The sequence below is a fragment of the Streptomyces sp. NPDC016562 genome, assembly GCF_043076955.1.
In the GTDB taxonomy this organism is placed as follows: domain Bacteria; phylum Actinomycetota; class Actinomycetes; order Streptomycetales; family Streptomycetaceae; genus Streptomyces.
Window position 1 is genome coordinate 287352 of record NZ_JBIBRZ010000004.1, and the last position, 12330, is coordinate 299681.

General features: G+C 71.0%; 12 protein-coding genes and 1 pseudogene. 11 read left to right on the forward strand and 2 right to left on the reverse strand.

Annotation, left to right across the window (positions count from 1 at the left end; translation table 11 throughout):
- Positions 1–88: 88 nt before the first annotated feature.
- The 8 genes and pseudogenes from ACF059_RS19810 (at position 89) to ACF059_RS19845 (ending at position 5948) form a co-directional block, all read left to right on the forward strand.
- The gene (locus tag ACF059_RS19810; protein WP_366867576.1) at positions 89–523 is read left to right on the forward strand and encodes an Hsp20/alpha crystallin family protein; all 435 of its coding nucleotides are present in this window, start codon (positions 89–91) and stop codon (positions 521–523) included.
- Between the two features lie 157 nt (positions 524–680).
- The gene (locus tag ACF059_RS19815; protein WP_366867577.1) at positions 681–1076 is read left to right on the forward strand and encodes a DUF2267 domain-containing protein; all 396 of its coding nucleotides are present in this window, start codon (positions 681–683) and stop codon (positions 1074–1076) included.
- A gap of 95 nt (positions 1077–1171) precedes the next feature.
- Entirely contained in the window at positions 1172–1615 is a 444-nt protein-coding gene (locus ACF059_RS19820; protein WP_392058783.1) for a DUF2267 domain-containing protein, read from the forward strand.
- A 308-nt stretch (positions 1616–1923) separates the two neighbouring features.
- Positions 1924–2127 carry a cold-shock protein gene (locus ACF059_RS19825; protein ID WP_392058786.1) on the forward strand — a complete coding sequence of 68 codons (204 nt, stop codon included), beginning with the start codon at positions 1924–1926 and terminating at the stop codon, positions 2125–2127.
- A gap of 248 nt (positions 2128–2375) precedes the next feature.
- Entirely contained in the window at positions 2376–3914 is a 1539-nt protein-coding gene (locus ACF059_RS19830; RefSeq protein WP_392058789.1) for a DEAD/DEAH box helicase, read from the forward strand.
- 46 nt (positions 3915–3960) lie between these two features.
- Positions 3961–4290: pseudogene (locus ACF059_RS19835) on the forward strand (hypothetical protein); the annotation flags it as partial.
- 59 nt (positions 4291–4349) lie between these two features.
- The gene (locus tag ACF059_RS19840) at positions 4350–4661 is read left to right on the forward strand and encodes an SCO5918 family protein (RefSeq protein WP_361951953.1); all 312 of its coding nucleotides are present in this window, start codon (positions 4350–4352) and stop codon (positions 4659–4661) included.
- A 948-nt stretch (positions 4662–5609) separates the two neighbouring features.
- Positions 5610–5948, forward strand: coding sequence for a MerR family transcriptional regulator (locus ACF059_RS19845; RefSeq protein ID WP_366867582.1), 339 nt, complete (start codon positions 5610–5612; stop codon positions 5946–5948).
- Between the two features lie 65 nt (positions 5949–6013).
- Here the strand turns inward: ACF059_RS19845 and ACF059_RS19850 are convergent, their stop codons facing one another.
- On the reverse strand, positions 6014–6265 hold the full coding sequence (locus tag ACF059_RS19850; protein ID WP_392058793.1) for a DUF6213 family protein: 252 nt from the start codon (positions 6263–6265) through the stop codon (positions 6014–6016).
- Between the two features lie 813 nt (positions 6266–7078).
- Between ACF059_RS19850 and ACF059_RS19855 the strand changes: the two genes are divergently transcribed.
- The 3 genes from ACF059_RS19855 to ACF059_RS19865 all read left to right on the forward strand — a co-directional run bounded on the left by ACF059_RS19855 (position 7079) and on the right by ACF059_RS19865 (position 11369).
- A complete protein-coding gene (locus tag ACF059_RS19855; RefSeq protein WP_392058796.1) occupies positions 7079–8575 on the forward strand; it encodes a hypothetical protein in 1497 nt (498 codons plus the stop codon).
- A 281-nt stretch (positions 8576–8856) separates the two neighbouring features.
- Positions 8857–9318 carry a C40 family peptidase gene (locus ACF059_RS19860; RefSeq protein ID WP_392058799.1) on the forward strand — a complete coding sequence of 154 codons (462 nt, stop codon included), beginning with the start codon at positions 8857–8859 and terminating at the stop codon, positions 9316–9318.
- Between the two features lie 482 nt (positions 9319–9800).
- Complete coding sequence (locus tag ACF059_RS19865; RefSeq protein WP_392058801.1) at positions 9801–11369, forward strand: ice-binding family protein; 1569 nt, start codon at positions 9801–9803, stop codon at positions 11367–11369.
- A 61-nt stretch (positions 11370–11430) separates the two neighbouring features.
- Here the strand turns inward: ACF059_RS19865 and ACF059_RS19870 are convergent, their stop codons facing one another.
- The gene (locus tag ACF059_RS19870) at positions 11431–12291 is read right to left on the reverse strand and encodes a helix-turn-helix domain-containing protein (protein WP_392059541.1); all 861 of its coding nucleotides are present in this window, start codon (positions 12289–12291) and stop codon (positions 11431–11433) included.
- Positions 12292–12330 lie beyond the last annotated feature (39 nt).

Sequence of the window (12330 nt, forward strand, 5' to 3'; positions counted from 1 at the left end):
CTTGTCATCGTTTGGATGACATGTTACAACAGGAGCACGTGGAAGCGCATTGGCAGTTCCTGCCTGAGCCAACTGGAGGTGTTTCGCGATGTTGATGCGCACTGACCCGTTCCGCGAGATGGACCGGATCGTCCAGCAGCTGTCGGGTGCCTCGGGTACGTGGTCGAAGCCGTCCGTCATGCCGATGGACGCGTACCGCCAGGGCGACGTGTACGTGATCGCCTTCGACCTCCCCGGTGTGAGCCCCGAGGCCATCGACGTCGACGTCGAGCGGAACATGCTGACCGTGAAGGCCGAGCGCCGGCCCGCGGAGAAGTCCGAAGGCGTGCAGATGGAACTGTCCGAGCGGCCCCTCGGCGTCTTCTCCCGCCAGGTCATGCTGGCCGACACCCTGGACACCGAGCACATCGAGGCGGACTACGAAGCAGGTGTCCTGACCCTGCGGATCCCGATCGCCGAGCGCGCCAAGCCCCGCAAGATCAGCATCGGCGGCGAATCCGGCCGCAAGCAGATCTCCGGCTGAACCGCCCGCCACAGCCCGGCACAGCCCGTCACCAGCGGCGGAGGACGGGGAACCGACCCCCTCCGGCACCCCGCCCTCCGCTCCCCGGCCCCGCACCCTTGGCCGTAAGCCGTAAGCCCTTCGCCCCTTCGCCCCGCCCTCCCCCGGAGGAGACGTGATGTCGATGCGCTGGGAGGCGTTCTTGGACCAGGTCCAGGAACGCGGCAAGTACCAGACCCGAGCGGAAGCCGAACGCGCGACGCGCGTCGTCCTGGCCCTGCTGGGCGCCCACCTGGTCGGCACCGTACGAGCCGAGCTCGCGGCCCGGCTCCCCGAGACGTACGCCCTGATCCTCCTCAACCCGCTGCCGGCCGCGGAACCCCTCTCCCCCGAACGCTTCGTCCGCGCGACCGCGGCCTGGATCGAGGGCGCCACCGAGAAGACGGCCCTGTGGGACATCGGCGCCGTCCTGTCCACCGTGGCCGTCGCGGCGGGGGACGTCCTCACGCGCGAGGCCCTGCTCCAGCTGCCGCCCGGCTACGACCTCCTCTTCGGCCACCCCCAGCCCACCTGACCGGCCACCTGGCCATCCGACCGGCCCCCGCCGCCACCGCCCCGCCGTCACCACCCCGCCGCCGAACCATCGAAGAGAAAGGCAACCGCGCCCCCATGTACGACCAGCCTCGACCGCACCTGGCCGCCCCCGCCATGACGTTCGAACAGATGCTGGAACGCGTGCGCTACGAAGGCGCCTACCCCACCCGCGAACGCGCCGAGGAAGCGGTCCGCACCGTCCTCGCCGCCCTCGGCCGCCAGGTCACCGGAGAGGAACGCGTGGACCTCGCCCACTGCCTGCCCGTCGAGGCCGCCCTCGCCCTGACCGCCCAGATCCCGGACACCGAGCAGCTCACCGGCTGGGGCTTCATCAAGGACATCGCCGCCCGCACCGGTGCCACACCCGCCACCGCCCGCTGGGACACCGGCGCCGTGCTCGCCATCGTCTCCCGCCTGGCAGGACCCGACCTGCTCGCGCGGATCCTGCGCCGGCTCCCCGGCGGCTACGCCCTGCTCTTCGGGCAGGCGGAACTGCGCCAGCCCCAGCCCGCTGCCTGATCCACCGGCCTGATCCCCCGAATGAATATCTGTGTCCGCGGTCTGAGAATTTAATAGACCCCGCCAGGAGAGTTCTTACCGGCACCGCACAGCGCGAAAGCATTTAACCTACACAGGCCTCCGCGACGTGCTACTGTCGATCTCGGTTGCAGTTTTGGTACCCAAAAACTTCAAGCGTTCCGGCCGGCCTCCGCGCCGCACGGAAGCGCTTCATATTTCCCGGTGTCTTTTCCGGGCGGGGCATCATCGCGGCGACACGGTGACCGCACTGTGCGGCCGCCGGTGTACTGCCCCAAGGGAGATATGACATGGCCGCTGGCACCGTGAAGTGGTTCAACGCCGCAAAGGGTTTTGGCTTCATCGAGCAGGACGGGGGCGGCGCTGACGTGTTCGCCCACTTCTCGAACATCGCCGCCCAGGGCTTCCGCGAGCTCGCCGAGGGCCAGAAGGTCACTTTCGACATCGCGCAGGGCCAGAAGGGCCCGACGGCCGAGAACATCCTTCCCGCCTGACGCCGACGTACACGTGTAGCTGGGGCCCGCATCCCTCGGGGTGCGGGCCCCAGCTGCCCGCATTTCCGCAGTGTTTTGACCTGCAACCCCCGTGACGTGACGTCACGCATTTCAGCACTCGCACCGCCCGCCATTTCCGGTGGGCCGAGTTCGCTCTCGCATTTCATTTCGGCCGTTCTCGTGATTCCCCGCGCTGCTCCTCTGCTGCGGGAATTCCTTGATACGCGCCGTATCAAGGAAGGTTCTGAATGAACCCCGTACGTACGAACGACCGCTCTGCCCGCACCCGCAGCCGTACCGGCGGCCCCTCTTTCGGCTCCACCGCCGGCTCGGGCCGCGGCAGCCGCTTCGGCTCCTCCGCCCCGACCCGTTCGGGCGGGGGCCCCAGCCGTTCGGGAGGCGCTCCGAGCCGCTCCGGCGGCTACGGCCGACGGCCCTCCTCGGTGCAGGGCGAGTTCGCCCTGCCGAAGACGATCACTCCGGCGCTGCCCGCCGTCGAGGCGTTCGCCGATCTCGACCTCCCCGCGGAGCTGCTCGCCGCGCTCGGCGTCCAGGGGCTGACGATGCCGTTCCCGATCCAGGGGGCGACGCTGCCGAACTCCCTCGCCGGCCGTGACGTCCTCGGCCGCGGCCGGACCGGCTCCGGCAAGACCCTCGCCTTCGGCCTGGCGCTCCTGGCCCGCACCGCCGGCCAGCGCGCCGAGCCCCGCCAGCCGCTGGCCCTGATCCTCGTACCGACCCGGGAACTCGCCCAGCAGGTCACGGACGCGCTCACCCCGTACGCCCGCGCCGTCAAGCTGCGCCTGGCCACCGTCGTCGGCGGGATGCCGATCGGCAGGCAGGCCAGTGCGCTGCGCGGTGGCGCCGAAGTCGTGGTCGCCACGCCCGGACGCCTCAAGGACCTCATCGACCGCGGCGACTGCCGGCTGAACCAGGTCGGCATCACCGTCCTGGACGAGGCCGACCAGATGGCCGACATGGGCTTCATGCCGCAGGTCACCGCGCTCCTGGACCAGGTGCGTCCCGAAGGCCAGCGGATGCTGTTCTCCGCGACGCTGGACCGCAACGTCGACCTGCTGGTCCGCCGCTACCTGACCGACCCCGTGGTCCACTCGGTGGACCCCTCCCAGGGCGCGGTCACCACGATGGAACACCACGTCCTGCACGTCCACGGCACGGACAAGCACGCGACGACCACCGAGATCGCGGCCCGCGAGGGCCGGGTGATCATGTTCCTGGACACCAAGCACGCGGTGGACCGCCTCACGCAGGACCTGCTCAACAGCGGGGTCCGCGCGGCGGCCCTGCACGGCGGCAAGTCGCAGCCGCAGCGCACCCGCACCCTGGCCCAGTTCAAGACCGGCCACGTCACGGTGCTGGTGGCGACCAACGTCGCGGCGCGCGGCATCCACGTCGACAACCTCGACCTCGTCGTGAACGTCGACCCGCCGACCGACCACAAGGACTACCTCCACCGCGGCGGCCGCACCGCCCGCGCCGGCGAGTCCGGCAGCGTCGTCACCCTGGTCACGCCCAACCAGCGCCGCGACATGACCCGCCTCATGGCCGCCGCCGGGATCGTCCCCCAGACGACCCAGGTCCGCTCCGGCGAGGAGGCGCTGCGCCGCATCACCGGCGCCCAGGCCCCCTCCGGCATCCCGGTCACGATCACCGCGCCGGCCTCCGACCGGCCCAAGCGCAGCGCCGCCTCCCGCGGCCGGCGCAGCCCCGCCTCGGCGGCCCGCCGCGCGAGCGGCCGGCAGACCTCCTTCAACGCGGCGGCCTGAACACCACTTGATCAGGAAACTGACCCATCTCTGCAGGAGGCACGTTGTGACGCTGGTCCAGATGCAGCCCCGCTCGGCGCACGCCCTCCCTGTGTTCCGGGCGGTGGCCGAGGCCGTGGAAGCGGGCGGCGGCCCGCAGATCGGTGACGACATGACGGTCGAGGTGGCCCTGTCCGTCATGGCCAGTGCCCGTACGGGTCATCTGGTGGTGCTGGACGAGGACGGCCTGTGGGCGGGACGGGTCACCCAGGCCCAGCTCGCGGCCGTCCGTGACGGCGACGCGTACACGGACCGGGTCCGGCTGCGCGACGTCCTCGGCGACGGCGGGGCGTTCGCCCCGCACCTGACCGCGACGGCCGACGCCGAGCTCGCCCTCGCGCGCTGAACCGCCTCACCGCGGTCCGACCCCTTCCCTCTTTCTCCCTGTGAGGCATCATGCGCTGCGTCATCGCCCGCTTCCCGTTCGACCTGACCAAGAGCGGCGTCCTGGAATCGATGAAGGGCGTCAAGCCCGAGCAGGTCACGGGTGAGTCCGTGATCATCGGGCGCCGCACCTACCCGGTCAAGCAGGTCGGCCAGGTCATCACCCGCCAGGACCGCCGCGACTTCAGCGCCGGTGAGGTCGTCCGGGCCATGACCCAGCTCGGCTTCACCTGCCGCGGCCTCCCCATGGCCGCCGCGCCCGCCGCCGCCCTCAGCCCGCTCCAGCGGGCCTCCGCGATGCTGGGCACCCCGGTGACCGTCTGACCGTCGGACGGGGCGACCGTCCGACACCCGAACAGAGCAGGGCCCGACCGGCACACGCCGGTCGGGCCCTTTCGCGTACCTGCGGGTCCTGACCTGCGACGCAGGCCGTTTTCCCCATCCTGACGCCGTCACGGAGGGCTAGCTTCCCTCGGTGCGCACGAAAATCTATCGCGGTCGGAGTAGACATTGGGCGGTGGCCTGGCTATGGTTTCTCTCGTAGCCCAGAGAGACAGCAAGGCCCGGCAGAGACGAACTGCCGGGCAAGCAGGACCAGTTGAAGTGCGCAGAACGGTGCGGTGGTGGAGTTCCGAAGCTACGTTGTCGAAGGACGGCGACGGGACTGACGACCGGACCGGGTGGCCCGCAGTGATCAGGGGCCGCCGCCAGCAGTACCGCGGTTGACGCAGTGGCAGTACCCGCAAGTGCAGTGCGCAGTACCCAGCAGTGAAGTCAGTGAGCAGCACCTCGGTGAAGGCGTCGGCTGCGGACGCGCGCACCGGGAAGTTCGGCAGTGGGGTTCCAAGCCCGAGCAGATGCAGGATGGGCGACGGGGCTGGCTGCCGGAGAGTGGCGCTGACACAGGCCACGGAGCAGTTCGCAGTACCCGTAGTAGGCAGTACAGCAGTAAGCAGTACAGCAGTGAGTAGTACAGCAGTATGCAGTCCCCCGTAGGTAAGTAGTTGATCACCGAGGGAAGAACGGAGGAGCCCCGCGCCATCAGGATCGCCCGGGCGGCAGTCTGGAACCCGGGTACCGCAGGACATCGATAGTGAGGTGGTCTCCGGTCAAGCAACCGCGATCCCCGCACCCCCGACAGCGACTCGGTCGGGTCTGCGGAAACCGAAGGCCGGCGCAGTACTGAAGCCGGCAGATGGTGTAGTAGTTCCTTCGGGGCCCTGGTGCCGTTCGGCACCAGGGCCCCTCCACGCGTTCCATGAGAGAGGTTCAATGACAGCAGACGACTCGTTCGGCCGTCTCGACGACGACGACTACCCCGCCTACACCATGGGCCGGGCCGCTGAGATGCTCGGCACCACCCAGGGCTTCCTGCGTGCCATCGGCGAAGCCCGCCTCATCACCCCGCTCCGCTCCGCGGGCGGACACCGTCGCTACTCCCGCTACCAGCTGCGCATCGCCGCCCGCGCGCGGGAGCTCGTCGACCAGGGCACCCCCATCGAGGCCGCGTGCCGCATCGTCATCCTGGAAGACCAGCTCGAAGAGGCCCAGCGCATCAACGCCGAATACCGCCGCGCCGCCGAATCCTCGAACCAGTCGGACTCGGCCTGAGGTACGTGTGCCCGCCGGCTGCGGACAGGGTCTGCGGACCTGTCTGCGGCGGCGACCGCCTTCCCTCAGGGCGCCGGCGAGTCCTCGTCCCCGCTCCTCATCGGCATGTACCCGATGCACTCCACGTCGATCTGATCGGCGAGCTCCACCAGGACGCCGGCCAGCCCGAGGGCCGTACCCGGATCCAGCTCCGTCTCCCCTTCGTACACCGAGTGCAGCCACCCGGAGGCGAGGCGCCGCAGCAGGGCCGTGACCTCGTCGGCCGGGATGAGCAGCTGGCCGTCCGCCACGGAGACCAGCGGAATGAGCGCGCTCATGGTGGCACCTCCTCCGCGCCGGGTATGTCGTAGGCCGCAGGGGCGCCGACCCGCGCCCCGCTCGTACGGCCGGCCCTCCTGCCTCAGTCCGCGACCGGGGGCGGCTCGGGCTTCGGCGCCGGCGCCGGGCCGGGCCTGGGCGTCGGCCGCGGCGCCTGCGGGTCGACCGGGAACGGCCGCGTGGGCGGGGCGGGGTGCGGATCCCCGGGGTCCTGCGGGAACGGGCTGGTGGGCGGTCCGTTCTTCTCACGCTGCACGGCGCACCACCCTTCGTCGTGGGACGTTCCGGCGCTCCCTGCCCCCTCGCCGAAAACCGGCCCCCACAGGCCGCTACCCCCTGCCGAAGCCGTTACGCAGGGCGGCGCGCCCGCCGTCGGCCGCCGCTCAGGTGAGGGGCTCGGGCGCCGGTACGGGACCGGGCAGCGGCCCGGGCTGCGGCTGCGGATCCGGCCGCGGCGCGGGCGGCGGCTCGGGGTCGGGTCCGGGCTGCGGCGGGGCCGGCGGCACGGGATCGGGCCCCGGAGCCGGTACGGGCCCGGGCACGGGCCCGGGCTGCGGCCCGGGGCCGGGACCCGGCGCCGGGGTGGGGGTGGGAGGAACGGGATCGTTGGGAGGGGTACCCATGGCGCTCTGCTCCTTCGGTCGGGAACGTGTACGCGACGCCCGCGCGGGGGGGGCGTCCTCCGCCCCCCGCCTGCCCGCTCCCGGGCAGGCGAATCTCCGGGCCGAGCGACCGTGACGAACCAAGACGTCCGGGTCACCCGGATGCCCCCGCAGGCTGCGACCCGCTCGCGCCGCGCCGATCCTGGGGCCATGACGCCCCGCCGGCCGCAGGTCATCGTGCACGCACCCGACAGCCGGGGCCTGCGGGAGGTCAGCGTCGCAGGGCGGACCGTGGGCCGGGCGTGGTCCCCACCGGACCTGCGCCGGGTGCTGCGGCGGGCGGGGATGCCGCCGGACCTCGACCTCGGCCATCCGGGGGAGGTCCGATGGCGGGCCGACCCGGGCCTCTGGCCGGACCGCCCCTGGCGCAGGCGGGCCCAAGCCTGCTCCATGACGCTCGGGCTCCTGGTGTCCGCCGCCGTGCTGTTCCGGGTGGGGCTCTCGGACGCCCTCAGGGCGCTGACCTTCGGTGGGCGTGTCATGGGGGTGGTGTTCCTGGCCGGAGCGCTGCTGGAGACGGTCGCGGCAGGCGCCGTCTTCGACCGCTGGGGCAAGCGGACCACCCGGTACGCGGCACAGTGCGTACTGCTGGGCGTCGTCATCGCGACCGTCACCAGCCTCATGTTCCTGGTCCTGCAGTGGGAAGGCGGCTACCACGCCGGGTTGTTCCCGCTCTGGATCGCCCTGGTGGTGTGGTCCGCCTGGGCGTGGTGGGAGATGAACCGCCAGAAGGTCTGGCGGGAGATCGAACACCCCAAGAGCTTCGCGACCGGCGTCGCCCTGTCGGCCCTCATCGGTTCCACGAGCGTGGCGTACTCCGCCATGTACACCCCGTACGTCGCCCCGCCCAAGGTCCCCTTCATGGTCTCCTTCGGCAAGCCGACCCTGAACGCCGCCGGCACCAGCCTGTACGTGCCGGCCCACTTCACGTTCCGCAACGAGGGAACGATCAGCATCTTCGTCATCGGAACGCAGTGGTCGGCCACGGTCTGGCCGAGCACCTTCCGCGAGAAGGGCACGGGGCTCTCGCGGTGGCGCGACGAACTGGGCGACGGGTGGGACACCCATCGCCACGAGGACTTCAACCACCCCGTGCGCATGCTGGCGGCCGGTCAGATCGCCTCCGCGGGCAGCCGCCTCGACCCCGGGGACGACTTCTCCAAGGACGCCGTCATCGAGGTGCCGCTGCGCGGTTCGTCCCAAGGGCGCCTCCAACTCGCCGCCGACATCTCGTTCATCCGGGCGGACCGCTGCAAACTCTCGAACAGTTACCCGCAGTCGATCGAGTACTCGTGGGACGTGGACTCCGCCGATCGCAAGCACCTCTGGGACGCGCCACGGTGGCTCGCGAACCCGGGTGACGACTTCTTTCGCTACCGGTCGAGGATCTACCGCAGCAGCGCAATCATGAACATGACCCAGGCTCCCGACTGGGCGGCCATGTGGTGGGTGATCCCGAAATGGCACGAGGGCGAACTCTTCGCCCCCGGAGAGACCATCCCGTACATGCAGGTCCACATCTCCCGCGACCCGAACAGCCGCGAAGTGCTCAGCGAGGACGAACAGGAGCCCTACGGGATGAAGACCAGGTCGACGGCGGTGGACCGACCGGTCGACCTGCTTCGGCGGGCGGCGCAAAGCCCCTGAGGGACGCTGGACGCGCCGGCGCCGACAGCGGAAACCGCAGAGCAGCGCGCGGCGTTGCCGGGCCGATCCCTGCCTTCGGGCAGCGACTCGCCGGAAATCATCTCTCCATACCATCTCGGATTCTTTGCTAAACCGGGACAAAATCACGCTGTGTCCGATGCCCGAGAGCGAAAAGCATCGGAGAAAACTGGGCGGCTATCGAGAGCCAGAACGCATGTCACCGAAAGCCTGAACTTCCCAGCTCCGACTGACTGTTCTCTGCATCCGATGGAGGTATCACCATGCCCTGCTCCAGAACGGACCCCCGCAAGGCCCACGTCTTCTTCCTCCTCCTGCTCTTCCTCGTCACCGCCACGGCGACCGCGCCGGCTGCCCAGGCCCGCACCGGCTCGCCGTACGGCATCAGGGCGGTGGCCGTGGCCGCGTCCAAACAGGGCTCGCCGTACGCCTACGGCGCGACCGGTCCCAAACGCTTCGACTGCTCCGGCCTGACGCTCTACGCCTTCCGGCAGGTCGGCAGACGACTGCCGCGCACGGCGGGGCAGCAGTACGAACACACCCGCCACATCTCGCGCAGCCACCGCGCTCCGGGTGACCTGGTCTTCTTCCCCAAGGGCCGCACCATGGGCCATGTGGGCATCTACGCCGGCCACGACAGGATCTGGCACGCCCCGTACCCGGGCACCCGCGTACGACTGGAGAAGATCTGGAGCGGCAGCGTCCGCTACGGACGCGCCACCTGACGCGGACCGCGCGCGTCGCCGAGGGCGCGGGACGCCCTCGGCCCTCCCCTTCACGGTGCCGCACGGAGTCCCCGCGGGGCCGTGCATCCCGACGTCACGTCGGCCATATAGACCAGTTTTTACGATTTACGACCGATAGCTGTGAAATATGCGTGACTCCTTCCACGTGACGGCGTATCACTACCTCCGGCAGGGAGTCGCTCTCGGTCCCGATCCCGGGGAGTCTGCGCGCCGGCGCGGACAGGGGGCCTGCGGCTCTGGCCAGCCCTCGTCGCGGGCGCTCGGGAACCTCCGTCGGGAGGGCTGAGACCCGGAGCAACAAGAAAGGTCCTGCTGTGGCATTGGATGGCATCCGGTCGGGTCCACCCGACCAAAGACCTCGACGCAATCTGTTCAAACGGGGAATCCTCGTCCTGCTTCCCGCAGCGCTCCTCGCGGCTGCGACCCTGGTCCCGAACCTCGCTCACGCGCTGGAAGCCCCCGTGAACCTGGGGACCGCCACCAATTACGCGGTCCTGGCCGGTTCGACGGTCACCAACACGGGCCCCACCGTCATCAACGGCGACCTGGGGCTCCACCCGGGTAGCTCGGTGACCGGCTTCCCGCCCGGTATCGTCAACGGCACGCAGCACATCGCCGACGCCGCCGCCGCCCAGGCGAAGTCCGACCTCGTCATCGCCTACAACGACGCCGCGAGCCGGGGTCCGGGCACCGCCACTCCGCCCGACATCGGCGGCCTGACGCTGGCCCCCGGCGTCTACACGGCCTCGTCGACGCTGAACCTCACGGGAACGGTCACTCTCGACGGCCAGAACAACCCCGACGCCGTCTTCATCTTCCAGATCCCCTCGACCCTGATCACGGCTCCGGCGAGTGTCGTGGCCCTCATCAACGGGGCAAATGCCTGCAACATCTTCTGGCAGGTGGGCAGCTCCGCCACCCTCGACACGAACACCCAGTTCAAGGGCAACATCCTGGCCCTGCAGTCCATCACGCTGAACACCGGCGCCGTACTCGAAGGCCGCGCCCTGGCGCGCAACGGTGCGGTCACGCTGGACACCAACACCATCACGAGGGCGGCCTGCGCGGTTGGCCCGCCCGGGCCTCCCGGACCGAGCGGTCCGCCCGGACCGACGGGCTCGCCCGGCCCGACCGGCGCCCCCGGCCCGACCGGCGCTCCCGGACCGACGGGTGAACCCGGTCCGACCGGCGCCCCCGGCCCGACCGGCGCCCCCGGCCCGACCGGCGCCCCCGGCCCGACGGGTGAACCCGGCCCGACCGGCGCCCCCGGACCGACCGGCGCCCCCGGACCGAGCGGCAGCCCTGGCGCCCCCGGACCCACCGGCGCCCCCGGACCCACCGGCGCCCCCGGACCGAGCGGCAGCCCTGGTGCCCCCGGACCCACCGGTGCACCGGGACCGACCGGCGCCCCCGGACCCTCGGGGCCGGCCGGACCCTCAGGGCCCGCTGGACCCGCCGGACCCTCAGGACCGGCCGGACCCGCTGGGCCCGCCGGACCGGCCGGACCCGCCGGACCGGCAGGACCCGCTGGGCCCGCCGGACCCGCCGGACCCAAGGGGCCGCGCGGTGACAAGGGCGAAAAGGGTGACTCGGGCGACCACGACCACGACCACGACCACGGTCACGGTCATGACGACGAGGACGAGGGCGACCACGGTCCCGGCGACGGCGACGGCGACGAGGGCGACCACGGTCACGACGACGACCACGGCAAGCCCGGCCACGGCCCCGACGGCCCCGGCGGCCACGACCAGGGCAAGCCCCCGTGGGCCGACTACCTGCCCGGGGGCCTCGACGGCGCCCTGGGCCACATCGCCCCCGGACACACGGCCAAGGGCGTCAACTTCGCCCACGTGAGCGCCGCCACCGACCGACAGGCGAAGGAGACCTCGCCCGTCCCCACCGCGGCAGGCTCACGCAGCGAGACCGGCGTCATGGCCGCCACCGCAGCCGCGCTGGCCTTCATCGTAGGCTCGGCCGTCTTCGCCATGAAGCGGACCCGACGCGGTACGGCAGCCCGCAGGGACTAGCCCTCGCGGCGACCGGGCCCCTGGACACCCAGTCCAGGGGCTCAGTGGCGTCGGCCGGTGATCAGCTCCGGCCGTACGCCTCGACGGCTTCCTCGATGAAATGCCGGGTATGGTCCGGGCTCAACGCCTGAGCCTGCAAGTGCGCGTACATATCGCTGTAGCGCTGCACGTCGGATCGTTTCTCCAGATAGAGGTCGCTGGTGAACCGCTCCAGATAGACCACGCTCACATCGGTGGCGTCTACGAATTCGAGCAACGCGAACTGTCCCGAGACGCCCGGGTGCGCACCCGCGTCGTGCGGGAGCACCTGCAAGGTGACGTGCGGCTGGGTGCTGAAGTGGCTCAGGTGGTTCAGCTGCTCGCGCATGACACCAGGGCCGCCCACGACGCGCCGCAGCGCCGATTCGTCGAGCACGACCCACAAGCGCAGCGGATTGACCGGGGCGCGCAGCCGGTCCTGGCGCCTCATCCGCACCTGGAGGCGGGTGGCGGCCTGTTCGGCGGTGGCGTGCGGGATCGTTCCTGCGATGACCGCCCGGGCGTAGGCGGGGGTCTGGAGCAGACCGGGGATCACCATGGGCTCGTAGATGCGGATCGCGGCGGCCTCGGCCTCCAAGCCGATGTAGGCGCCGTACGGAACGTCCTCGTAGGCGTTCCACCAGCCCTGCCGGCCCGATTCGTCGGCCAGCCGCATCAGGTGGTCCACGCGCCGCTGGTCCTGAACTCCGTACAGCCCGCAGAGGTCGCGCACGTCGCGCGGCTTGATGACGCGGCGGCCGTTCTCCAGCAGACTGATCTTCGGCTGGGACATCAGCAGGCGCGCCGCCACTTGCTGCGTGGTCATACCGGTGCTCTCCCGGAGCCGACGCAGCTCCGCCCCCAGCCGGCGTCTGGTGATGGTGGGATTGACGTCGGCACCCACAGGGCGCATACCTCCGCTCCAACAAAAAATTGCGCTGGC